The following is a 23,331-nucleotide window of genomic DNA, read 5'->3' on the forward strand; positions in this document are numbered from 1 at the left end:
ATGTCCAATCACGAAACGAAGTATATTTTTATTACCGGAGGTGTTTTAAGCTCTCTTGGTAAAGGCATAGCAGCGGCGAGTATCTCTACACTTTTAAAAAACGTTGGCTTTAAAGTCAGCATCCTAAAAGCAGATCCTTATATCAACGTTGATCCAGGTACCATGAGCCCGTTAGAGCATGGAGAGGTTTTTGTCACCGATGATGGCGCTGAAACCGATCTTGATCTTGGGCATTATGAGCGTTTTTTGGATGAAAATCTTACCCAAGCGAACAATTTTACAACAGGACGCGTTTACTCTGCAGTTATCGAAAAAGAGCGTCGTGGGGATTACCTTGGTAAAACGATTCAAGTGATTCCTCACATTGTTGACGAAATTGCTAACCGTATCAAAGAAGCGGGGCGTGGACAAGATATTCTCATTGTTGAAATTGGTGGAACGGTTGGAGATATAGAAGGATTACCCTTCTTGGAGGCAATTCGTTCATTGAAAAGTGAGCTTGGTAAACGTCGTGCAATGAACATTCATCTCACACTCGTTCCTTTCATCAAAGCGGCAGGTGAGCTTAAAACGAAACCAACACAGCATTCCGTTCAAGAACTTCGCCGTATTGGTATCACACCCGATATGTTAATTTGTCGTTCTGAATACCCTCTTCCTAAAGAGTTGAAAAACAAGCTTGCTTTCTCATGTGGTGTTGAGCGTAATTCCGTGATTGAGTGTTTAGATGCCACGACTATTTATCAAGTACCGCTTAGTTTTCTCAAAGAAAATATTTTAGTTCCTATCTCCGAGACATTGGATCTTGGAGATTTGACACCGCATATGGATGAATGGGATATTTTGGTTAAACGTGTCATTGCCCCTCGTGATGAGTTAATGATCGCTTTTGTTGGCAAATATCTTGACCTTAAAGAGTCGTACAAATCACTGACTGAATCGTTAATTCATGCTGGAGCGAACCTAAATGCGAAAGTAAAAATTCGTTGGGTTGATTCTGAAATGATTGAAGAGAAAGGGTGTGAAGAGATTCTTTCCGATGTTGATGGTATTTTGGTTGCAGGTGGTTTTGGTGAGCGTGGCGTTGTGGGTAAAATGGCGGCAATCCGCTTTGCAAGAGAACATAAAATCCCTTATCTTGGGATTTGCCTTGGAATGCAACTGGCAATGATTGAATTTGCACGTAATGTGCTTCATCTTGAAGATGCTAATTCGGCTGAATTTAATCCTACATGTAAAAATCCGATTATCTATTTGATTGATTCTTTTATGGATGCGAGTGGCCAAAAACAGCTTCGTACGTTCCAAAGTCCTTTAGGTGGTACAATGCGTTTGGGTGGCTATGAATGTGAAACCAAAGAGGGTTCACTGCTCAGGTCAGTTTATGATGGCGCTAAAGTGATTCGTGAGCGTCATCGTCACCGATATGAAGCAAACCCAGCGTATCGTGAAGCCTTTGAAAAAGAGGGGCTTATCGTCAGTGGTGAGAGCAATGGTTTAATTGAAGCGGTAGAGCTTCAAGGTCACCCATGGTTTTTAGGAGTTCAATTTCATCCTGAGTTTACCTCACGTTTAACAAACCCAAATAAAACCATTTTAGGTTTTGCAAAAGCGGCTTTGTTACAACGCCAAAATGGCTAGGTTGCTGAGTAAAGAGGAGATAAAACGGATTCTTCAAAGCAGATTTGAGAACGACGAGTGTACCCGTTTAAATGAGATTCCTAAGCCCTCCTCTTTAAAAGATATTGCTAAGGCATCTAAACGTATTGCTGATGCGATGCGTAACCATGAACGTATTGCCATTGTGGGTGATTATGATGTGGATGGTGTCATTTCTTCCGTTATTTTAAGCCAATTTTTTGATGATCTAGGGGTTGATTACTCCTTGATTATTCCCAACCGTTTTACCGATGGGTATGGCTTAAATCCAGACATTGTTGCAAAACTTGATGTCCATGTGATTATCACCGTTGATAATGGTATTTCTGCGATTGAAGCAGCTCAGATTTGTAAACATCAGGGTATTGACCTTATCATCACCGATCATCATAGTATTCCTTCTATTTTGCCTGATGCGTATGCTATTGTCAATCCCAAACAAGAAGATTGCACTTTTCCTCATTGTGAAATTTGCGGTGCACAAGTAGCGTGGTATTTAGTTGCTGCGCTCAAAGAAGAACTGGGGGTGGACTATAACCTTTCTAGCTTCTTAGATCTCCTTTGTATTGCTATTATGGCGGATATGATGGAGCTTGTAGGGATGAACCGTGTCATGGTTAAAAAAGGTATTGTAGAACTTAATCACTCAAAACGTGCTGCATTTGAGGCAATTAAACAGTATTTTGGTAAAAAAACTTTAGAAGGGGATGATATTTCATTTTTGATCGGTCCTTTGATTAATAGTTCAGGTCGGATGGAAGATGCAATTTTTTCCTATGAATTTTTAAAGTCTAAAAATGTAGACGATGCTTTACAAAAACTTGATTATATTGTGTCCCTGAATGAAGCCCGTAAAGAAGAAGAGCGTCTCCTCTTTGAATCAACATTGCCTTATGTCAAAGAGAATGAAAATATCATCGTTGCATGGGGTGAAGAGTGGCATGAGGGTATCGTAGGGATTGTCGCCTCTAGGCTTTCTAAACGCTTTAAAAAGCCTGCTATTGTCTTTTCTATCAAAGATGAAAAGGCCAAAGGCAGTGCGAGGGGTATTGGTAATGTAGATATCTTAGAGCTTATTCGTTCACAAGAGCCTCTTTTGCTTGGGTTTGGAGGGCATAAGGGTGCAGCAGGTGTTTCGATTGAAATTAAACATTTAGAACAATTTAGAATCAATTTGGTGGAAGCATCCAGTCAGTTTACACAAGAGGCAATGGAAGCTGATAATGATCTCTTAGGAGAAATTAGTGCGGATCAGATTGATTTTGAGTTATTAGAAATTTTAGAGAACCAAGAGCCTTATGGTCAAAAAAATCCTAAGCCAAGCTTTTTATTACGTAATATTGCCGTCAAAGTTGATCGTTTGATTGGTAAAGATGGACAGCATTTAAAGCTTATTTTACAAGAGGGGAGCAATGCCCTTGAAGCGCTCTTTTTTAACTATGATATTAAAGCTAAGCAAGGTGATCGTATCGATATTTTGTTTACGGTTTCCCGCAATGATTATCGTGGGCTCGTAACACCTCAGCTTTTAATCAAACAGATTGTAAAGAAGTATTAAAATTCACGACCATCTTTTACAGGGACAAAGAGGCAGTTATCTAATGCCTCTTTGCGAATGCCCTCTTCCGTTTTTATAAATCGGGTAATAATTTGCTTCTCTCCTTTTTCAATAGGAGCTACCAAAATCCCACCTACTTTTAACTGCTCAAAAAGCTTTTGTGGCACTTCAGGTGTGGAAGCTGAAAAAAGGATACGATCATAGGGAGCAAATTCTCTCCAGCCATTTTGTCCATCGTCAAAGCGTGTGTGTATGTTAGTAATACCTAATGTTTTAAAGCGTTCACGTGCCTCTTTAAGCAATCTTTCAATGCGTTCAATGGTAAAGACACGGCGTATAACTTTACTTAAAATAAGCGCTTGGTAACCACTGCCGCAGCCAATTTCCAAAACACTATCAGCACCTTTACATGTAAGAGCTTCTGTCATTTTTGCTACGGTTAAAGGCGAGCTAATCCACTGGTTTGCAACAAGGGGTAGTGCATCGAGTTTGTAAGCGTGCATACTCATGCCTTGTGGGACAAAAAGTTCACGTTCGCTTTGGCAAAAAGCATCATAAACATTCTGACTTATAGGGCAAATTTTAGCAATTTCGTCTGCCATTTTTTTATGTTTTTGAAAACTAATTTTGGTGTTAAATTGAGCCGTTTGCGGCATTATGGGTTAATCCTATGTCAAGATATCGTCGTATTTTTTTGATTTCATGAAAATCAAAGGTATGCATTATTAGGTTATGGTGATCATCACTGGTGACATCACCCAATGGAGAGATGATAGCACTGCTTTTAGCCATGCTTTCATCGGCACTGTTCGCACAAAGCACATACGCTTGATTGGCAATTGCCAACGCTGTCGTTAACACTTCAAAATGCTTTTTACGAAGTTTGCCCCAGTAGGCAGGTATTAAAATAAGATCTGCCCCTTTGATCTTTTCCCAAAGACTTGGAAAGCGAAGTTCAAAGCAGATAAGTACAGCAATTTTTATTCCGTTAATCTCAACGAAGTTGATTTCTTCGATATTCCCTGCGCTAAAATAGTGTTCTTCTTCGCCTAAGGTAAAAAGTTTTGCTTTTGACTGTGTATAAATAAGTTTCCCATGATGAAAAAGCTTGAAGTTATTGACATACTTTGTATCAATTTTTTCAATCAATGTAAGCCCATATGTTTTGCCGACAGAGAGTTTAGCAAGTTTTGAAAGGATGGTGGCAGAAAATTCTGCCGCTTCTTCCATTTTATCGTAGCTGTAGGCACTTAAACAGAGCTCTGGTGCTAATGAGATACTATTTTGAGGTGTTTGTTCCAAGAGCGCTTGAAGGGTCTCAAAATTCTCTTCAAAGCTTTGACCTTCATAGGCAAATTGTAACGCGCAGAGCATTGGATTAGAAATCATCGAATGAGAGACTTCCTTTGCTGTAATTAGAAACATTGCCTTCAAAGAAATTTGTTTTTTGGTCATTAAATTTCGAGAAGTCATCTACCCATTTAATAGGGTGTTTGGCATTGTAGAGTTTTTCAAAGCCTACTGCCGTTAAACGATCGTCAATCAGATAGTGAATGTACGTCTCAATGATGTCATCCGTAAAGCCCATAATTTGATTTTTGGTGATGTATTTGCCCCACTCAATTTCAAGATCACCTGCTTTTTGGAACATCTCATAGACTTTGGCTTTAAGCTCAGTGGTAAAAAGTTCTGGATATTCTTTTTGAGCTGAATTAATCATGTTTTGAAAGATAAGAAGATGGGTAATTTCATCACGTTGAATAAAGCGAATCATCTGTGCACTTCCTAGCATTCTTCCAGCCCTTGCTAGTGCATAAATAGCCGTAAAGCCAGAATAAAAGTAGATGCCCTCTAGGATTTGATTGGCAAACATTGCAAGAATAAGTTTTTCATCCGTTACATCGCCCGCTAACTCTTCGTAAACACTTGAAATGTAGTCATTTTTGCGACGTAATACCTCATCGTGTTTTTCCATCTCATAAATAAGGTCCGTGTTGTCGCAAATGGCTTCTGCCATAACGGCATAGGATTTAGAGTGGTTTGCCTCTTCATATGATTGGCGAGAAAGACATGCATTTATCTCAGGTGCTGTGATGTAGGGGTTTATGTTGTCGGCTAAGTTGTTAGTTTGAAAGCTATCCATACTAATGAGTTGAGACCAAACGAGATCATACATACGTTTTTCGGCATCTGTTAAGTTACGGTTATAGTCAATGACATCTTTTGTGGTGTCAACTTCTCTAGGAAACCATGTATTGGCTTCCATCATGTCCCAAAGTTTAAGTGCCCATGAGTATTTTGCTTTGGTAAAATTTAAAATTCCGTGTGGGTTTCCCCCAAAAATTTTACGATCTTGAAGACTTTCATCTGAGTTGGGGTTGTAGATTTTTTTGCGCTCCATTGACGTTCCTAATACAATAATATCTAAAAAGATTGTATCAAAAATTTCTTAATTCTATAGGTATGAGAGGGCTGAGCTGGCTCAAATTAAACTGATTTTGTTGCATTTTTGTTTCACCCAATGTGGGCTCTACATGTAAATAATTTTGAAGGTAATAGGTTCCGTGATAACCTTTTACATGTAAATCTTTTATGATGGTGTTAATGTCTATGGGAGTGAGTAAATCACTATGTAGTGTTGTACGAACCTCAAAGGGAATATCACTTTGAATCAGTATTTTTAAACTCTCTTCAAAACGTTCACTATGATGGTAATGTGTTAATGTTTCATACTGATCTAATGGAGCTTTATAATCAAGTGCAATGTAATCTACAAGCTTTTTCATAATTAAATGTGCTAGTAACTCTGGATGGGAGCCATTAGTGTCGATTTTAATCTTATAATTTAATGCTTTAATCGCTTCGCAGAAGGGTTCAAGATTGGGATAAAGGGTACACTCTCCACCACTTAATACAACACTATCCAGACGTCCTTGACGGCTTTGTAAAAATTCTAGGGCAGTTTGGAGGCTAATAGTTCCACTGTCTCGTACGATTTGAGGATTGTAGCAATAGGGACAAGCCATATTGCATTTGGCAAACCAAAAGATAGACGCTAGATGATGGGGATAATCTAGCGTCGTAAATTTCGTAATACTATGAATTGCCTTATCGGCAAGGACATTTTTCAACAAATTGAACGCGCTCTCTGTGCTCGCCAGTTTTTCCAACATTAAAACTCTCTACGGGTCTGTGATAACCCATAACACGGGTATAAACAATACATTTGGTGCGTTTTTCTTTCAACTTCTCTAAAATTTCGGTTTGACTCATGATGCTTCTCCTTTTCTGTAGTGTTCTACTAATTCTTCATCACATTTAGGGCAAAATTCATGCTCACCACTGATGTAGCCATGTTTCTCACACACCGAAAAGACCGGTGTGATTGTAAGGTAAGGCATACGGTAGTTGGTGATCACGTTTCTAACCAACTTTTTACACGCTTCACTGGAACTAATGCGCTCTTTCATGTAAAGATGCAGAACGGTTCCACCTGTGTAGGAGCATTGTAGGTCATCTTGCAGATCCAATGCTTCAAAAGGATCATCGGTAAAATTCGCAGGAAGTTGAGAGGAGTTGGTGTAGTACACATTTTTTCCCGATCCTGCTTGGATGATCTCAGGGTAGCGTTTTTTATCTTCTTTCGCAAAACGGTACGTTGTACCCTCTGCTGGTGTTGCTTCAAGGTTGTAGAGATTCCCCGTCTCTTCTTGATACGTGACCATTTTATTGCGCACAAATTCTAAGATTTCGTGAGCAAATTCCATTCCATATGCATCGGCAATATTGTGTTTATCATCCGTAAAATTGCGAATCATCTCGTTGATACCATTGACACCAATGGTTGAAAAATGGCTGTTAAATCCTGGCAAATAACGTGCTGTATACGGATAAAGTCCGCGGTTGTACATCTCTTGGACAAATACACGTTTTTTCTCTAGCGTTGATTTAGCAAGGTCCATCAGATATTCAAAGCGTTCCATCAACTCTTTTTTATTGCCTTTATAGAGATAGCCAAGTCGTGCCATATTGAGCGTCACAACGCCAATACTTCCCGTCATTTCAGCACTTCCGAAAAGTCCACCGCCACGTTTTAAAAGCTCTCTAAGATCGAGTTGCAAACGACAACACATGGAGCGTACATGGCCAGGTTTATAGGCTTTGGGGTTTTCTACAAGTTTGCCATCAGCATCTCTCACGTATTGGCTTCCGATAAAGTTTTGGAAGTACGATGAACCGATTTTAGCGGTGTTTTCAAACAGTAACTCCGTATTTTCGCCATCCCAATCAAAATCTTCGGTGATGTTAACCGTTGGAATCGGAAAGGTGAACGGTTGACCCGTTTTATCGCCCTCTGTCATCACTTCGTAATATGCTTTGTTAATCAAATTCATCTCTTTTTGAAAATGCTTGTAGGTCATGGCTTCAAGAGAATTGACACCACGTTTTTGTGCCTCTTCCATAAGCTCAGCATCGTTAATTTCTTTAAAAAGATGACGTTGGTTTGATGTTGGAATCTGATCGGCTAAGTCTTTAGGCACGGTCCAGTCAATGGTGATGTTTGTGAACGGACTTTGACCCCAACGAGCAGGAACGTTGAGGTTATAAATAAAGCTACGAATCGCTTTTTTAATCTCTTTATAGGAGATTTTATCTTTAAAGGCATATGGCGCTAAGTAGGTATCAAACGAGCTAAACGCTTGCGCACCTGCCCATTCGCTTTGAAGTATGCCTAAGAAGTTTGCCATTTGTCCAAGGGCTTCACGAAAGTGCATTGGTGGGCGACTTTCAACGCGACCACGAACGCCGTTAAAGCCCTCATCTAAAAGCACGCGAAGGCTCCAACCCGCGCAATACGCCGTTAAACAGTCTAGATCATGGATATGATAGTCACCATTACGGTGGGCTAATCCCTCTTCTTTGGAGTAAATTTTATCAAGCCAGTAGTTAGCAATCACTTTACCTGCAGTGTTGTTGACTAACCCAGCGTTTGAGTAACCGGTGTTAGAGTTTGCTTTAATTCTCCAGTCACTTTTTCCAATATACTCTTCAATTGTTTGTGTGGAATTGACATAGGTCGTATCTTCATTGAGTCCGTAGATATGCTCACGCTGCATTTTATGGGTATGTCGGTAGAGAATAAAGGAGCGCATAACGTCAAAATAACGTGTTTTATAAAGCTCTTGTTCGATCATATCTTGGAAGTCTTCAACCGCTGCTACCCGTTTTTTTTCGATACGCTTGAGTATCTCTTGAAAGATGCTTGCATCGTAGGTGACACCTTCACTTTTAAAGGCTTTTTTAATGGCGTCTTCGATTTTATAAGGCTGAAATTCTTCTGTCGTTCCGTCACGTTTGAGTACTTTGGTTAGCATGGTTATCCTAGATGTAAAAGTAGAGAAGATTATAGTAAGTATAAAATTTAAAGAAACTTAATAATTAAGCTGAAACAATTATGTCACAGTTTAAAATTAAGAGTTTGATAGATTTTTAATTATGGCTATTAATGGCCTTAATTTAAGCATTTATAGCGTATTTTTGCTTTTTATTATTAAAATATAAAATTAATTTATATTTTAAGATATTATTCGTTAAGTGCATGTGTTAGTGCTTCGTTTACATGTAGAATAGTTGTGTCAAAAAGCGGCAAATAAGCGCTTTGTTGATCCAATAAAAGGCCAATTTCCGTGCATCCTAAAATGACAGAATCAATTTGTTCATCATGGCATTTAAGATCGTTAATTATTTTTAAAAATATCTCTTTGGAAGTGGTTTTGATTTGACCAACGCAAAGCTCTTGAAAGATAATTTGGTTGATAATTTCGATTGCTTTTGCATCAGGGATAACCACATCAATGTGGTGGGATTTTAAAACTTCGGTGTAGAATGTTTCTTGCATTGTAAATTGGGTTCCAAGTAGAATGGCTTTATGGGCATCTTGTGCATTGAGCGCTTTAGCAGTCGCTTCTGCAATATGTAAAAAAGGTGTTTTCACATGAGGTGTAATGAGCGGAAGAATTTTGTGCATCGTATTGGTACATAAAAGGATAAAATCCACTCCTGCTCGCTCTAAGGAAAGCGCTGCCTCTTGGATAACAAGCGCAGCCTCTTCCCATTTCCCTTCGCTTTGAAAGCGCTCAATTGGTGCAAAATCAACTGAGTAAAGAAAGATCTTAGCACTGTGAAGTCCTCCTAGTTTCGCTTTGACGCCCTCATTTAAAAGAGTGTAATAGCTCTGTGTGGATTCCCAACTCATGCCACCGATCAATCCTATCGTTTTCATTCTTACCCTTTACATGTAAAGTATTTTATTCACACGATACGCTTATTGACATCCTTCACACTCAATGCTACGATCGGCTACTTCAAGTTTATTCTCAGGTGATTGAGAACGGAGGTAATAGGTTGATTTTATACCGAGTTTCCATCCGAGCATATAGATGTCATTGAGGTATTTTCCGCTTGCCTTATCCAAGGTAATGAAAATATTCAGGCTCTGCCCTTGATCGATCCATTTTTGGCGAATAGCACCTGCTTTAATGAGCACACGTTGATCCAGTTCATATGCAGGGGTATAAAAATTCCAAGTATCAGGACTGAGGTTTGGAACCACAACAGGAATCATCCCTGAGAGGTTTTCCTCAAACCATTTACGTTTGTATACAGGCTCTATTGTTTGTGTGGTGCCGACTAAGATGGAGATAGAGCTCGTTGGTGCGACTGCCATCAGATAGCCATTGCGCATACCATTCTTTTTCACTTTTTCTCTTAAACTCTCCCAATCATACATGTACCCAAATAGCCCACCACGATCTACTAATTTCTTAGCTTCGTCATTGGCCGTGTCTATTGGGAAAATACCTCGGCTCCATTTCGAACCTTGAAATTCAGGATAAATTCCTTTTTCAATCGCAAGATTAGATGAAGCCAAAATGGCATTGTAACTCACTGCTTCCATCACTTCATCGATTTTGCTAAAGTGCTCGTAACTTCCCCATGCGATATGCTGTTCTGCCAGCATTTGCGCTTCACCCATCACGCCTAACCCAATGGCACGTGATTTGAGGTTCGTATGTTTTACTTTGGCATGCGGATAAAAGTTAAGATCAATCACATTGTCAAGCATTCGAATTGCGATAGGAATGGTTCGCTCGATCTCTTCTTTGGTGTGAATTTTGGAGAGATTCACACTGGCAAGGTTACACACAGCCGTTTTACCTTCAACCATCTCTTTTTCAACAATAAAAATATCTTTGCCATTGATACTATCGAGTGCGGTTACTTTCTTAGCTTCTTTCGTTACGCCACTATCAACTTTAACCAAATCACTCTCTTCATAGGTGTCAATCGTTTGATCGTTATAAACAATTTTTACTTTATAGTGATTAGGTGCGGTATTTTGAAAAATTTCGGTGCAAAGATTGGAACTTCGAATAATGCCCGTATGATCATTAGGATTCGCACGATTGGCATTGTCTTTAAAACAGAGGAATGGGCTTCCACTTTCAAAATAACTGGTTAAGATTTTCTTCCACAACTCTTTGGCAGGCACATACTCTTTGGAAATGGCATCATTTTGCTCATAGGCAAGGTAACGACGCTCAAACTCTTCACCATACACTTCCGCAAGATCGCCTGCTTCAGCAGGATCAAAAAGTGTCCACATCGCATTTTCTTCAACACGTTTCATAAAGAGATCATTGATCCAAAGCGCAGGGAAAAGATCGTGTGCACGACGTCTCTCTTCACCAGAATTTTTCTTAAGGTCTAAAAAGTCGGAGATGTCCATATGCCATGGCTCTAAATACACTGCAATCGCACCTTTACGAGTTCCGAGTTGATCAACCGCAATGGCAATATCATTGGTGATTTTTAAAAAAGGTATAACGCCACCTGCAGCATTTTTATGCCCATCAATCATACCACCCATCGAACGTACCAAATTCCAATCCCAGCCAATGCCACCACCAAATTTACTGAGCAGTGACATCTCTTTGTAGGAGTCAAAAATACCCTCGATGTTATCAGGTGTGCTTCCGATGTAACATGAGCTGAGTTGATGACGTGTGGTTCTTGCATTCGAAAGTGTTGGCGTTGCGAGCATCACTTCAAATTTACTGATCACATCGTAAAATTTCTTTGCCCAATCTTGGGAATTGAGTTCATTTTGCGCTAAGAACATGGCAATCGCCATGAACATATGTTGTGGCAACTCAATAGGCTTGCCTTGTCTGTTCTTGATCAAATAACGATCGTGAAGGGTTTTAATTCCAAGATAGGTAAATTGAAGATCACGCTCAGGCTTGAGGTAGGCGTCAAGGTCTTTCAGATTGTATTTAGCTTTCATGCCAAGCGCAATACGCCCCTCTTTTTCTCCACGGTCTAAATACTCTGCAAAACTGCCATACCCTGTAAAACCATTAACCTTATGGTAAAGATCATACAAAAACAGACGTGCGGCAACAAACGTCCAGTTGGGACGATCGATATCGATCTTATCCACTGCCGTTTTGATTAATGTCTTTTGAATCTCTTCAGTCGTAATCTGATCACGAAACTGAATCTTCGCATCGACTTCAAGCTCACTTTGAGAGACGTTGTCCAAACCTTTGATGGCAGAGCTAGTATATTTTTGAATTTTAGAGATATCGAGTGGCTCAATGCGACCATTACGCTTTTGGACGGTTAACATTATTTAAATACCCTTTGAAAAATTTTATCGACATTTTTGGTGTAATAAGCATAGTCAAAACATGCTCTGATTTCTGTTTCGCTGAGTTCTGCTCTTAAATCTTCGTCGCTCAGAAGATTTTGAAGGTACAAACTCTCCCCTTCACTATTGAGTGCTGGTTTGCCATGTTGAAGGTCTTCCCAGACTTTCATGGCGTTTCTTTGAACAATTTTATACGCATCTTCGCGTGATACATTTTTAAGTGGTAACTCAAGTAAGATGCGTTGTGAAAAGACAAGTCCACCTGTTAGGTTAAGATTGCGCATCATGTTTTCAGGGTAAACGACCAGTTTAGAGATAACACTGTTCAGACGATTAAGCATGAAATCGGTGGTGATAAAACCATCTGGCAAGATAAAACGCTCAACGGAACTATGACTGATGTCGCGCTCATGCCATAAAGCAACGTTTTCCATCGCTGGGATCGCGTAGGATCTTATCATACGACACAGACCAGTAATATTCTCACTTAAGACGGGATTGCGCTTGTGAGGCATCGCAGAGCTTCCTTTTTGACCTTTTTCAAAGAACTCTTCACATTCATATACTTCGGTGCGTTGGTAATGACGAATTGCAACGGCTATCTTCTCACAACTGGATGCCAATAAGGCAAGTGCATTCATGAGTGCAGCATAACGATCCCGTTGAATGACTTGGTTAGAAACGGGAGCTGGAGTCAGACCAAGCTCTTCACAGACATACTCTTCAAGCTCAATCGGTGAGTGAGCCATATTGCCCATTGCTCCACTGATTTGTCCGACGGAAATGATATCCATCACGTTTTCAAGATTTTTAAGACTGCGTTTGATCTCTTCGTACCAAATGGCCAAAACCAAACCAAACGTGATAGGTTCGCCATGAATACCATGGCTTCTTCCCACCATCAATGTCATTTTGTGTTCCATCGCTCTGGTTTTCAAAGATTCCATCAATGTTTTAACGTCTTCTATGATTACATGTAAAGAGTCGCGCATCTGAAGTGCAACAGCCGTGTCAATACAATCGGAGCTGGTCATACCATAATGAACCCATCTGCTCTCTTCTCCAAGGCTGTCTGCCACGCTCGTTAAAAATGCAATGACATCGTGACGGGTGACTTTTTCAATTTCATCAATACGGTCAATATTGAACTTGGCATTCTTAACGATTTTTTCACAATCACTATTAGGGATGAGTCCTAATTTGTTCCATGCTTTGGTTGCGGCTTTCTCGACCCTAAGCCATGCGTCGTATTTTGCCTCAATGGTCCAATGCTTTTTCATCTCTTCTCGTGCGTAGCGCTCTACCATTCTCATTCCTTGTCTATTTGTGATTTTTATGTGATAAAATACGGTGAATTTATCTGTAAATTCGTGTTTGATATGATTTTTTATTTTAACAATTTCGGACTAAAAAAGGGTTGAATTTTGGCGTATACTTTGAAAAAGTTTGTTCTTGAAAAACCAACACTTGCCTTTCGCTTCTTAATGGACACCTTTGAAATCAGTATGGGCGAAGCGCAAAAAATAGTGGATAAACGAAGAGTTTTTGTGGAAGGTGAGCAGCTTCTCAAGAAATCATCTTTGATTGTTGGTACTATTAGTGTGGTTGTTTTTGAAGGAGAATCGAAAGGTCTTCAACCTGTTTTTGAGACAGAAGACTTTGCCGTTTTTGAAAAACCTAGTGGTGTGATGATTCATCCTCGAAAACGCAGTGACGGGTATACCTTAAACGATGAAATCAAATCGTTGTATGGGAAAGATGCGAATGCGGCTCACCGTATTGATAAAAGTACCAGTGGGTTAGTGCTGGTGGGCAAACATAAGCAGGCGGAAATCGAGCTCAAACGTATCTTTGCAACAAGACACGTTCAAAAGAGTTATTTGGCTTTGGTGCATGGGAAAATTGATGATGTTCTGATGATTGATGAAAAACTGAAGCGCGATGTTGAAACAAGTCAAATTCGACTTAAAGTCCATGTGGATGAAAGAGGTAAGGCGTCACAAACAAAAATAACGCCCCTTTGCTATTTTGCAGATAAAGATGCAACATTGGTAGAAGCGATTCCCTATACAGGAAGGCAGCATCAGATTCGTGTTCATTTGTTCCACGTGAAACATCATATCGTTGGTGATCCAATCTATGGAATAGACGAAGAAGATGCAGAGCGATATTTAGAGGGCTCTATGAGCGCAGAAGAACAACTTGAAATAACACAAAGTTCACGCCTTCTTTTGCATGCCCAAACGTTAGCATTTGAGTATAAGGGAATTCCTTATAAAATAGAATCACAGGTTGATGCTAAAACACTGTTTTACAATTTAATGAAAGGATAACAATGAAAACAATTATATTAGATGGTCTTAGAGTCGCCCCAAGTAAGGTGGTCTGTGTTGGGAGAAATTATGTTGCGCACATTAAAGAATTGAACAATGAAGTTCCTACTTCAATGGTTTTGTTTATGAAGCCTAACGCTGCTTTAAGCAGTGAGCTTATAACAGGCAAACAAACACCCCTTCATTATGAAGGAGAAATCTCTTTTTTAATCAAAAAAGGAGCCATTGCTGCTGTTGGGTTTGGGCTTGATTTGACTAACCGTGAACTCCAAAGTGAGCTTAAAGGAAAAGGTTTACCTTGGGAGCGTGCAAAGGCTTTTGACGGTGCTGCTATTATGAGCCCGTTTGTCAGTATTGATGCTTTGGATGTTAATTTACTCTCTATGCAATTGTGGATTAATGATGTGTTAGTTCAAGAGGGAAACATTGACCTGATGATCTATAAACCACTCACGGTTATTGAAGAGATCAACTCTTTTTCAACACTGATTGATAACGATATTGTGATGAGTGGAACACCTAAAGGTGTTGGTAGTTATGTTAAGGGTGATAAATTTGTTGGAAAGATTTTTATTGCTGATCGAGAGATTATCTCTCAGGAATGGATAGCTAAATAACCTCAAAGAGCTTTACATGTAAAGCTCTTACTTCTCTTTTAGAAAGAGGACTTTAATCAGTCCTCCTACTCCTACGATCACAACGATTATTAAAAAGCCAACTTGAAATAGGTCAAGCGTTGTCATTATTTTTTTCCTTGTCTTTAAGCTGTCCGCATGCTGCGCTGATATCTAACCCTTTGGATTGGCGAATAGTACACAGTACTCCATGATCAACAAGATACTGTTGAAATGCTATCATATCCTTTTCTAACGGGCGAGCAAATTCGCTTCCAACATGCGGATTGAAATAGATGAGATTAACTTTCGATTTTATGCCATGTAGGAGCTTCACCAGTTTACGAGCACTTTTTTGGTCATCATTTACCCCTTTCATGACCAAGTATTCAAACATGACCCGTTTACGTGCGTCTATAGGGAATGCTTTAACAGCATTAATGATCGACTCAATATTATAGGCTTTGTTAATGGGCATCAGTGTTTGTCTGAGTTCATCATCTACCGCATGCAATGAAATTGCCAACAAAACACCCAATTCCATTAGCCCTAGTTTTTCGATTTGAGAACTAAGTCCACTTGTGGATATGGTTTGTCTACGAGGAGAGATAGAAAGTCCATCAATATCTGTGAAAATGCGCACAGCTTTGCTCACGTTAGCTAAATTGTCCAATGGTTCCCCCATACCCATATAAACGATATTGACACGCCTATTCTCAGCGATAGCATTATCCCTTTTGATCATAAGAATTTGGGATGTTATCTCTCCAGCTGTTAGGTTGCGTTTAAAACCACTTTTCCCCGTGAGGCAAAATGCACATCCAATTTTACAGCCCACTTGAGAGGAGATACAAATCGTATAGCGTGTATGGTGAATTAGCTTCCCTTCTTCATCATTTTGTTCTTGCTTCATAGGCAAAAGAACCGATTCGACAGTGTTGCCATCTTTGAGTGCAAAGAGATATTTTTTACTACCATCCCTACTCTCTTCAACTTTTGCAATCACAAGAGGATCTAAATAGTACTGTGATTCAAGCTGATCTTTGAGCTCTTTGGGAAGATTTTTCATCTCATCAAAGGAATTGACGTATTTTTGATATAACCATTGATAAATTTGTTTCGCTCTGAAAGAGGGTTTGATAATTTCCGATAACTCTTCTTTTGATAGATCGAATATATTCTGTCTTTCCATAATACCTCATATTTTCATATTTTTTTCTACATGTAATGTAATGAGTTCTTTTGCTTGCGCATGATTGTGTATAAAATCACGATGGGCATTTTCATCGCAATAATTGGTCACAACAAAAAGACCAGAACAGGGAATATGGAAGTGATTAGCGACACTCACTACAGAAAAAAATTCCATATTTTCTAGGTCAATATTTTTTTCAATCATTTTATGTGCCAATGTGATATCTGTGGTAATGTAATTACTTGAATTGACAATAGGTGACGGATAGATTGTTCCACGTGAAACATGAACCTTCTCAACTTCGATGGAATTTTGTAAAGGTGTGTAACATTTGTTTTGCAAAAAACAGAGCTCAATATTTGCAGCACTATGACTATGCACAAGATCAAAAGGCTGATATTTACCATAGCTTCCAGCAGTTCCTACAAAAAATAAAAAAGCAGGTTTCTCTTCTAGAATAAGTTTGGTTAGCGTGATGGCACTTTCGATAAGTCCAACACCAATAGGTTTGGCAAAATCGAATGTTTCATTTCTCCCCGCACAAAGAATCATAATCGTACTGCAATTCCCTCATGCGCGAGGTAATGTTTAAGATCCATAATATCAATCTCTTTAAAGTGGAAAATGGAAGCAGCAAGAGCCGCATCAGCACCATTTAAAAAAGCATCTTTAATATGTTCCATCGTCCCTGCCCCACCACTGGCAATTACTGGAATATTCAGCATGGTACTCATTTGTGAAGTAAGAGGAATATCATAGCCATTTTTAGCACCATCGCAATCCATGGAGGTTAGAAGGATTTCCCCTGCCCCTCTTTCTTGAACTTCTTTCGCCCAAGTAAGTGCATCTATCCCTGTATCAATTCTTCCACCATTGATAAAAACATGCCAAGAATCTCCTGTGCGTTTAGCATCAATAGCGACGACAATACACTGTGAACCAAAACGTTTGGATGATTCATCAATAAAAAGAGGATTAGCAATGGCTGGAGAGTTGATACTCACCTTGTCGCATCCTACATGTAAAAGAGCGTAAATATCATCAAGCGTTCGGATACCTCCTCCCACAGTAAGAGGAATAAACACTTCACGTGCAACCTTCTCAACAATATCAACAATCGTACCTCTACCTTCATGGCTAGCCGTAATATCTAGAAATGTGAGCTCATCTGCACCTTCTTCATTGTACCGTTTTGCAATTTCAACAGGATCGCCTGCATCTTTAAGTCCAACAAAATTAACACCCTTAACCACCCGTCCATTTTTGACATCAAGGCAAGGGATAATACGTTTAGCAAAATGCTCCATAAGGCTCTCTTTTTAGATAAATATAGGCTAAAATGATAGCGCAAGAATTAAAAAAAACTTCTGAAAAGTAAAATTAAATCTACATATAACTCTTTTATAAGTAAAGATTAGCTACAATCAATGAAAGTTAAAAAAATAGGGTACAAATTGATAGAGGCAAAAAAGAAATTTGGCCAGAATTTTTTAAAAGATACAACTGTTGTTAGTAAAATCATCCAATCGATGCCCCGAAATGAGCGAAAGCTTGTCGAAATTGGGCCTGGCTTAGGTGATTTGACGCAAGAGCTATTAAAGGTGAAAGCCCTAGTAGCATATGAAGTCGATGAAGACTTGTGCGTTTATTTGAGAAAAAAATATTCGACGAAAATCGATGAGGGTGAACTTACATTGGTGCAAACTGATGTTTTGAAGCAATTTGAAAAAGGATCTCTTTGTGAAGAGCCTTACGATTTGGTTGCAAATTTACCCTATTACATCGCTACGACTATTATTTTGGAAGCCTTGGAAGATCCAAATTGTAAATCAATGACGGTCATGATCCAAAAAGAGGTGGCAGAAAAATTTGCTGCGCTTCCAAAAACAAAAGAGTTTACCTCTTTAGCGATTTTGGCACAAAGTATTGGGACGGCTACAATACTTTTTGATGTATCTCCAGAATCGTTTGAACCACAACCTAAAGTGGTGTCGTCTATTCTCAAAATTGACAAACAAAAAGAGTTTGTTGAAGGAAAATTTTCTGGCCTTTTTGAATCTAATGAACAGTTGCAAAAATTTAAAAAATATTTGCGATGTTCATTCCAAAGTCCAAGAAAAACTTGGTTGAAAAATATCTCATCTGAGTTTGACAAATCGTACATAGAAAGAGTTATGTATGACCAATCCCTTCCCATAACAATTCGTCCTCACGAAATTAGCGTCTTGTCTCATCATCTACTATTTAAAACATTAAGGTTGAATGATGCAAGAAAACGAAGTAACGCAACAACAGAACAGTAACGAAACCTCTAAAGAGAAGATCCCAAATTCTACAGGTAATCCAAAACAACCGTCTCACACTAATACTAAAAAGCAGGTGAGCCAAACACCACAAAATGGTGAAGTTAAAGAGCCTATGTCTGAAGGAGGCGAGAAAAAACCACGAAATAATCGAAGACGAAAAGGCAATAAATCTCCAGCTGCCTCAATTGAAGGTAACGAACTTTGGCAACGTGATATGAAAAAGGCGATTGAAGCCAATCAAAAAATGCACAAAGATAGACTTAATCGTTCTAACTTAATAGACCAATCATCTAAAGGAAAAATTAAAATTACGCCACTTGGCGGATTGGGTGAGATTGGTGGTAATATCTGTGTCTTCGAGACTGATACATCTGCAATTGTACTTGATGTCGGTATGAGTTTTCCTAGTGAAGATATGCATGGTGTTGACATCTTAGTTCCAGATTTCAGTTATTTGCGACAAATTAAGAAAAAAATTGCTGGAATTATTATTTCACATGCACATGAAGATCATATTGGTGCTGTTTCATATCTCTTTAAAGAAATGCAATTTCCACTTTATGCTACCCCTCTTCCTCTTGGAATGTTGGCTAATAAATTCGATGAGCACGGACTCAAGGCTTATAAAAAGTATTTTAGACCTGTTGAAAAACGTAAAATCTATAAAATTGGCGAATTTGAAATCGAATGGATTCATATTACCCACTCAATTATAGATGCCTCTTCCCTTGCAATTACAACGGAAGCTGGAACAATCATCCATACTGGCGATTTTAAAATTGATCATACACCTATTGATGGGTTTGTAACAGATCTTAATCGTTTTGCGGCTTATGGTGAAAAAGGGGTTTTGTGCTTGATGAGTGATAGTACAAACTCTTATAAAGAGGGAATTACGCGCAGTGAAAGTACGGTAGGAAAAACATTTGATTCCATTTTTGCAAAAGCAAAAGGTCGAGTCATTATGTCAACATTTTCATCTAATATCCACAGAGTGTATCAAGCCATCGATTATGGGTTAAAGTATGGCAGAAAAGTTTCCGTTATTGGTCGTTCCATGGAGCGAAATCTTTTTACTGCAATTGAACTTGGTTATATACAACTCGATAAAAGTATTTTTATTGATCCACATGAGGTTAATAAATATCCAGACAAAGATGTCCTTATTGTCACAACGGGAAGCCAAGGTGAGACTATGAGTGCGCTTTATAGGATGGCAACCGATGAACATCGTCATGTCAAAATAAAATCAACCGATCAGATTATTATTTCAGCAAAAGCCATTCCTGGAAATGAAGGCAGTGTTTCTAAAGTTCTTAATTTTTTACTAAAAAGCGGAGCTAACGTAGCATACCAAGATTTTAGTGAAATTCATGTGAGTGGGCATGCTGCACAAGAAGAGCAAAAACTCATTTTACGCTTGGTGAAGCCACGATTTTTTCTTCCAGTCCATGGAGAATATAATCACATTACAAAGCACAAAGAGACTGCAATGCAGTGTGGAATTCCTGAGCGCAATATCGTCTTGATGAGCGATGGTGATCAAATCGAAGTTTGTGCAAAATATATGAAAAAAATCAAAACGGTTAAAACAGGTAAAGTATTTATTGACAATCAGATTAATGAACAGATCGCGGACGATGTAGTGATCGATCGTCAGAAATTGGCCGATTCTGGTCTTGTAATGTTAGTGATTCAGTTAGATAAAGGTGAGCACAAACTCATTTGTAAACCAAAAATTATTAGTTATGGGTTAGTCCCAGATAAGGATGATAAAGCCTTCTCAATTGAAATGGAAGGTGTCATTGATCAATTTGTACTCAACGCTAAAGCGGAGCTTTTGGAAAATACAAGAGCCTTAGAGAATGAGATACGTCAAGTTGTACGTAAGCATATATATAGACAAATGAAAAAATATCCAACGATCGTACCCACGATCTTTATGATGTAGGAAATGGTATGCAAGATTTTAAAGCCATAGCCAAAGAAGTATTAGAACTTGAAGCCAAAGAGCTTCTTAATGCAGCCCTAATAGTTGGTGAAGAGATGTGTGAAGCGACTAACTTAATTGCAGGTATCAAAGGAAAATTGATTGTGACAGGGGTTGGTAAGAGTGGTTTGATTGGAGCGAAGATTGCGGCAACCTTAGCCAGTACAGGAACCAGTAGTTTCTTCCTTCACCCTACAGAAGCTATGCATGGTGATCTTGGGATGGTTGGGAAAGAAGATGCTGTATTAGCCATTAGTTACAGCGGAGAGAGTGAAGAACTCATTAAAATATTACCACACATTAAGCGTTTTGATATCCCACTTATCGGAATGGCACGTTCTCGTGAGTCTTCTTTAGGACATTATAGCGACGTCTTTTTGCCATTACATATCGAAAAAGAAGCGTGCCCGCTTGATGCTGCGCCCACATGCTCTACGACACTCACACTTGCCCTTGGTGATGCGTTAGCTGTTTGCTTGATGAAGAAGAAAAACTTTCAAAAAGAGGATTTTGCTTCATTTCATCCAGGTGGAAGCCTAGGTAAGCGTTTGTTTGTTAAAGTCAAAGATTTGATGCTCACTAAGGAGCTCCCTATCATTCATGAAACAACCAAACTTAAAGAAGCTATCATTAAAATGAGCGAGGGAAGACTAGGAAATGTGCTTATTACCGATCAAAACAATCATTTGATAGCCATTTTGAGTGATGGCGACTTACGCCGCGCATTGATGCGGGATGATTTTAGTATGGATGCAACGGCATATGAATATGCAACAAAAAATCCTAAAAAACTGGACGATGAGACGCTTTTAGCAAGTGATGCTTTGACGTTTATCGAAAAGTATAAAATACAACTGGTCGCCATCACTGATAAAGTCGGTGTGCTTAAAGGGGTGTTACATATCCACGATTTAGTGGAAGCAGGAATAAAATAAATGGAATTAATGAGACTGAATAAAATGATTTCGCATAACACGCACTATTCAAGGCGTGAGGCGGATGAACTCATCAAAGCAGGACACGTAAAGGTGGATGGCGTTGTTGTCCAAGACCTTTCAACACAGGTGAGTTTTAAAAACAAAATCGAGCTAAATGGAAAAGCGCTTTTTGAAAAGCATGGGTATTCTGTGATTGTCTATCACAAACAAAAAGGTGAGTTAGTGAGTAAAAAAGATGATCGTGGTCGTCGAACAATTTACGATACATTACCGGCACAATTTGGACATTACCTCAGCGTAGGAAGGCTGGATTTTGCCAGTGAGGGATTACTGCTCTTGTGTGACTCCCCTTCAGTCGTTTCTGCATTAATGCATGGTGATTTAGAGCGGGTGTATTACGTAAAAATCAATGGTATGATAACGCCAGCAATGGAAAAAGCGATGCAAGAAGGTCTTTTCCTTGAAAATGCACGCAAGGGTGGACATTCGCACAGTGAGATTCGTTCCATGGATTTTGCGCCTTTTGTTGCATATCGTATCATCAAAAATAATCCAACATTTTCAACGATTAAAGTGACCATTAATGAGGGTAAAAACCGAGAGCTTAGACGCTTCTTTGGGTACTTTGATGTGGATGTTGTTGACCTCAAACGAGTGAGTTATGGCAAGGTTGATTTAGGCATGCTACGACCTGGTAAACATCGCTACTTTGATGGCGGTGAATATAATGCCCTTAGAGATTATCTTGAATATATCAAAAAGGATAATGGCAAAATTTCAGTAGCTAACGAGGATGAAGAGGACGATGATCAATAACTTCGCCCTCTTCTTTCGTCCTAAAGTGATAGAAGAGTTAGCTGGGCAAAAGCACTTAAGTGGTGAGAGTAGCCCTTTTCGGAAACTGTTAAAATCAGGATCCATGAGCCATTCTCTTTTCTTCGGCCCTGCGGGTGTTGGCAAAACAACGTTAGCACGTATTGTCGCTAACGAGTTAGAACTTCCTTTTTACGAGTTAGATGCAACCAGTGTTAAGGTGGATGAGATTCGCAAGATTCTCTCCCAACATCGAGGCTCACTTCAAAAACCACTCATTTTTATCGATGAAATTCATCGTCTTTCTAAAACTCAACAGGAAGTCCTTTTGTTACCGATGGAAAACCATGAAGCGATTATCATTGGTGCTTCCACAGAAAACCCCTACTTTGTCCTTAGTTCCGGCATACGCTCACGTATGATGCTCTTTGAATTTTATCCACTTGAAGAAGATGACCTTAGAGCGATTATCCAACGGGTTCGTGAAAAAATCGTGTTTGAGATAGAAGATGAGGCTATAGCCTATTTGATGAGTTCTAGTGCAGGTGATAGCAGAGCTCTTCTAAATTTACTCGAATTTGCGCTTAAAGTAGATTTACATGTAACGCTAGAAACCCTCAAAAATTTGCGTCCCAGTGCCTTAAAAGATGGCGTAAGTTCAGATAACACCCATTACAATTTGATTAGTGCGATGATCAAAAGCGTAAGAGGCTCCGATGTGGACGCAGCGCTTTATTATCTTGCCCGTCTCATTGATGGCGGAGAGAGTCCTGATTTCATCGCAAGAAGGCTTGTTATCCTTGCGAGCGAAGATATTGGCAATGCTAACCCTAACGCACTTAATTTGGCTTCCAGTACGCTTCTAAGCGTGAGTAAAATTGGTTATCCAGAAGCACGTATCATTTTATCGCAATGTTTGATCTATCTTGCCTGTAGTCCCAAGTCTAACAGTGCTTATTTGGCAATTAATAATGCATTAGAGTATGTGAAAAACGAAAAAGGATTGAAAGTTCCAGCTCATCTCAAAAGCCCTTCACCCAAAGGGTATCTGTATCCGCATGACTTTGGTGGTTGGGTAGAACAAAAATATTTAGAGAAGCCTCTACATTTTTATGATAATTTGTCGATAGGGTATGAGAAAACACTTTCTGAGTGGCTGGTGAAAATTAAAACAAAAGATAACAAACAATCGTAAAAAGGTGCATACCATGA

Annotated in this window: 21 protein-coding genes; 9 read left to right on the top strand and 12 right to left on the bottom strand. The window is 39.2% G+C overall.

Translation table 11 applies throughout. From position 1 onward, the window contains the following. Positions 1-1,641 carry a CTP synthase gene (locus SJPD1_RS00395; protein ID WP_096045470.1) on the top strand — a complete coding sequence of 547 codons (1,641 nt, stop codon included), beginning with the start codon at positions 1-3 and terminating at the stop codon, positions 1,639-1,641. Next, entirely contained in the window at positions 1,634-3,217 is a 1,584-nt protein-coding gene (recJ, locus tag SJPD1_RS00400; protein ID WP_210394389.1) for a single-stranded-DNA-specific exonuclease RecJ, read from the top strand. The genes SJPD1_RS00395 and recJ overlap by 8 nt, the downstream gene beginning before the upstream one ends. Here the strand turns inward: recJ and SJPD1_RS00405 are convergent. The 9 genes from SJPD1_RS00405 to purB form a co-directional block, all read right to left on the bottom strand. Beyond that, positions 3,214-3,873 (bottom strand): protein-L-isoaspartate(D-aspartate) O-methyltransferase, encoded by a 660-nt coding sequence (locus tag SJPD1_RS00405; RefSeq protein WP_096045472.1) that lies wholly within the window; start codon positions 3,871-3,873, stop codon positions 3,214-3,216. The genes recJ and SJPD1_RS00405 overlap by 4 nt on opposite strands. Then, positions 3,851-4,606 (bottom strand): nitrilase-related carbon-nitrogen hydrolase, encoded by a 756-nt coding sequence (locus SJPD1_RS00410; protein WP_226372215.1) that lies wholly within the window; start codon positions 4,604-4,606, stop codon positions 3,851-3,853. Before SJPD1_RS00410 ends, SJPD1_RS00405 begins: the two co-directional genes overlap by 23 nt. Beyond that, positions 4,596-5,618, bottom strand: coding sequence for a ribonucleotide-diphosphate reductase subunit beta (locus tag SJPD1_RS00415; RefSeq protein ID WP_087437388.1), 1,023 nt, complete (start codon positions 5,616-5,618; stop codon positions 4,596-4,598). Before SJPD1_RS00415 ends, SJPD1_RS00410 begins: the two co-directional genes overlap by 11 nt. 37 nt (positions 5,619-5,655) lie before the next feature. Beyond that, entirely contained in the window at positions 5,656-6,390 is a 735-nt protein-coding gene (locus SJPD1_RS00420) for an anaerobic ribonucleoside-triphosphate reductase activating protein (protein WP_226372216.1), read from the bottom strand. After that, a complete protein-coding gene (nrdD, locus tag SJPD1_RS14795; protein WP_121494809.1) occupies positions 6,326-6,490 on the bottom strand; it encodes an anaerobic ribonucleoside-triphosphate reductase in 165 nt (54 codons plus the stop codon). Before nrdD ends, SJPD1_RS00420 begins: the two co-directional genes overlap by 65 nt. Continuing rightward, positions 6,487-8,592 (bottom strand): ribonucleoside triphosphate reductase, encoded by a 2,106-nt coding sequence (locus SJPD1_RS00425; RefSeq protein ID WP_096045474.1) that lies wholly within the window; start codon positions 8,590-8,592, stop codon positions 6,487-6,489. The genes nrdD and SJPD1_RS00425 overlap by 4 nt, the downstream gene beginning before the upstream one ends. 209 nt (positions 8,593-8,801) lie before the next feature. Continuing rightward, a complete protein-coding gene (locus SJPD1_RS00430; RefSeq protein WP_096045475.1) occupies positions 8,802-9,500 on the bottom strand; it encodes an aspartate/glutamate racemase family protein in 699 nt (232 codons plus the stop codon). Between the two features lie 42 nt (positions 9,501-9,542). After that, positions 9,543-11,909 (bottom strand): ribonucleoside-diphosphate reductase subunit alpha, encoded by a 2,367-nt coding sequence (locus SJPD1_RS00435; RefSeq protein WP_096045476.1) that lies wholly within the window; start codon positions 11,907-11,909, stop codon positions 9,543-9,545. Continuing rightward, on the bottom strand, positions 11,909-13,237 hold the full coding sequence (purB, locus tag SJPD1_RS00440; protein WP_096045477.1) for an adenylosuccinate lyase: 1,329 nt from the start codon (positions 13,235-13,237) through the stop codon (positions 11,909-11,911). The genes SJPD1_RS00435 and purB overlap by 1 nt, the downstream gene beginning before the upstream one ends. Positions 13,238-13,354: 117 nt before the next feature. Between purB and SJPD1_RS00445 the strand changes: the two genes are divergently transcribed. Next, positions 13,355-14,263, top strand: a complete 909-nt coding sequence (locus SJPD1_RS00445; RefSeq protein ID WP_096045478.1) for an RluA family pseudouridine synthase — start codon at positions 13,355-13,357, stop codon at positions 14,261-14,263. A gap of 2 nt (positions 14,264-14,265) precedes the next feature. Continuing rightward, entirely contained in the window at positions 14,266-14,880 is a 615-nt protein-coding gene (locus tag SJPD1_RS00450; protein ID WP_096045479.1) for a fumarylacetoacetate hydrolase family protein, read from the top strand. 112 nt (positions 14,881-14,992) lie between these two features. Here the strand turns inward: SJPD1_RS00450 and rlmN are convergent, their stop codons facing one another. The 3 genes from rlmN to hisF are packed head-to-tail and all read right to left on the bottom strand — an operon-like array spanning position 14,993 to position 17,379. Beyond that, complete coding sequence (rlmN, locus tag SJPD1_RS00455) at positions 14,993-16,069, bottom strand: dual-specificity RNA methyltransferase RlmN (RefSeq protein WP_096045480.1); 1,077 nt, start codon at positions 16,067-16,069, stop codon at positions 14,993-14,995. 6 nt (positions 16,070-16,075) lie between these two features. Further along, on the bottom strand, positions 16,076-16,624 hold the full coding sequence (locus SJPD1_RS00460) for a phosphorylase family protein (protein ID WP_096045481.1): 549 nt from the start codon (positions 16,622-16,624) through the stop codon (positions 16,076-16,078). Then, positions 16,621-17,379 carry an imidazole glycerol phosphate synthase subunit HisF gene (gene hisF, locus SJPD1_RS00465; protein WP_096045482.1) on the bottom strand — a complete coding sequence of 253 codons (759 nt, stop codon included), beginning with the start codon at positions 17,377-17,379 and terminating at the stop codon, positions 16,621-16,623. Before hisF ends, SJPD1_RS00460 begins: the two co-directional genes overlap by 4 nt. A gap of 120 nt (positions 17,380-17,499) precedes the next feature. On the opposite strand from hisF, the gene rsmA reads away from it, so the two are divergent. The 5 genes from rsmA to SJPD1_RS00490 are packed head-to-tail and all read left to right on the top strand — an operon-like array spanning position 17,500 to position 23,314. After that, entirely contained in the window at positions 17,500-18,375 is an 876-nt protein-coding gene (gene rsmA / locus SJPD1_RS00470; protein ID WP_096045483.1) for a 16S rRNA (adenine(1518)-N(6)/adenine(1519)-N(6))-dimethyltransferase RsmA, read from the top strand. Then, positions 18,338-20,329 carry a ribonuclease J gene (locus tag SJPD1_RS00475; RefSeq protein WP_096045484.1) on the top strand — a complete coding sequence of 664 codons (1,992 nt, stop codon included), beginning with the start codon at positions 18,338-18,340 and terminating at the stop codon, positions 20,327-20,329. Before rsmA ends, SJPD1_RS00475 begins: the two co-directional genes overlap by 38 nt. An 8-nt stretch (positions 20,330-20,337) precedes the next feature. Then, entirely contained in the window at positions 20,338-21,303 is a 966-nt protein-coding gene (locus tag SJPD1_RS00480) for a KpsF/GutQ family sugar-phosphate isomerase (RefSeq protein ID WP_096045485.1), read from the top strand. A gap of 9 nt (positions 21,304-21,312) precedes the next feature. Then, positions 21,313-22,122, top strand: coding sequence for a pseudouridine synthase (locus SJPD1_RS00485; protein WP_226372272.1), 810 nt, complete (start codon positions 21,313-21,315; stop codon positions 22,120-22,122). Beyond that, positions 22,112-23,314: a replication-associated recombination protein A gene (locus tag SJPD1_RS00490; RefSeq protein ID WP_096045487.1), complete on the top strand. Its 1,203-nt coding sequence runs from the start codon at positions 22,112-22,114 to the stop codon at positions 23,312-23,314. Before SJPD1_RS00485 ends, SJPD1_RS00490 begins: the two co-directional genes overlap by 11 nt. Positions 23,315-23,331 lie beyond the last annotated feature (17 nt).

It is taken from the genome of Sulfurospirillum diekertiae (assembly GCF_002309535.1).
Taxonomy (GTDB): Bacteria; Campylobacterota; Campylobacteria; order Campylobacterales; family Sulfurospirillaceae; genus Sulfurospirillum; species Sulfurospirillum diekertiae.

Excerpts from the sequence above, each read along its gene's own strand:
- SJPD1_RS00425 (WP_096045474.1), bottom strand. The coding sequence starts at position 8,592 with ATGCTAACCAAAGTACTCAAACGTGACGGAACGACAGAAGAATTTCAG.
- SJPD1_RS00405 (WP_096045472.1), bottom strand. The coding sequence starts at position 3,873 with ATGCCGCAAACGGCTCAATTTAACACCAAAATTAGTTTTCAAAAACAT.
- SJPD1_RS00430 (WP_096045475.1), bottom strand. The coding sequence starts at position 9,500 with ATGAAAACGATAGGATTGATCGGTGGCATGAGTTGGGAATCCACACAG.
- SJPD1_RS00490 (WP_096045487.1), top strand. The coding sequence starts at position 22,112 with ATGATCAATAACTTCGCCCTCTTCTTTCGTCCTAAAGTGATAGAAGAG.
- SJPD1_RS00435 (WP_096045476.1), bottom strand. The coding sequence starts at position 11,909 with ATGTTAACCGTCCAAAAGCGTAATGGTCGCATTGAGCCACTCGATATC.
- recJ (WP_210394389.1), top strand. The coding sequence starts at position 1,634 with ATGGCTAGGTTGCTGAGTAAAGAGGAGATAAAACGGATTCTTCAAAGC.
- rlmN (WP_096045480.1), bottom strand. The coding sequence starts at position 16,069 with ATGGAAAGACAGAATATATTCGATCTATCAAAAGAAGAGTTATCGGAA.
- SJPD1_RS00410 (WP_226372215.1), bottom strand. The coding sequence starts at position 4,606 with ATGATTTCTAATCCAATGCTCTGCGCGTTACAATTTGCCTATGAAGGT.
- nrdD (WP_121494809.1), bottom strand. The coding sequence starts at position 6,490 with ATGAGTCAAACCGAAATTTTAGAGAAGTTGAAAGAAAAACGCACCAAA.
- purB (WP_096045477.1), bottom strand. The coding sequence starts at position 13,237 with ATGGTAGAGCGCTACGCACGAGAAGAGATGAAAAAGCATTGGACCATT.
- SJPD1_RS00475 (WP_096045484.1), top strand. The coding sequence starts at position 18,338 with ATGCAAGAAAACGAAGTAACGCAACAACAGAACAGTAACGAAACCTCT.
- SJPD1_RS00450 (WP_096045479.1), top strand. The coding sequence starts at position 14,266 with ATGAAAACAATTATATTAGATGGTCTTAGAGTCGCCCCAAGTAAGGTG.
- SJPD1_RS00420 (WP_226372216.1), bottom strand. The coding sequence starts at position 6,390 with ATGTTGGAAAAACTGGCGAGCACAGAGAGCGCGTTCAATTTGTTGAAA.
- SJPD1_RS00485 (WP_226372272.1), top strand. The coding sequence starts at position 21,313 with ATGAGACTGAATAAAATGATTTCGCATAACACGCACTATTCAAGGCGT.
- SJPD1_RS00415 (WP_087437388.1), bottom strand. The coding sequence starts at position 5,618 with ATGGAGCGCAAAAAAATCTACAACCCCAACTCAGATGAAAGTCTTCAA.
- SJPD1_RS00460 (WP_096045481.1), bottom strand. The coding sequence starts at position 16,624 with ATGATTCTTTGTGCGGGGAGAAATGAAACATTCGATTTTGCCAAACCT.
- SJPD1_RS00395 (WP_096045470.1), top strand. The coding sequence starts at position 1 with ATGTCCAATCACGAAACGAAGTATATTTTTATTACCGGAGGTGTTTTA.
- SJPD1_RS00480 (WP_096045485.1), top strand. The coding sequence starts at position 20,338 with ATGCAAGATTTTAAAGCCATAGCCAAAGAAGTATTAGAACTTGAAGCC.
- hisF (WP_096045482.1), bottom strand. The coding sequence starts at position 17,379 with ATGGAGCATTTTGCTAAACGTATTATCCCTTGCCTTGATGTCAAAAAT.
- rsmA (WP_096045483.1), top strand. The coding sequence starts at position 17,500 with ATGAAAGTTAAAAAAATAGGGTACAAATTGATAGAGGCAAAAAAGAAA.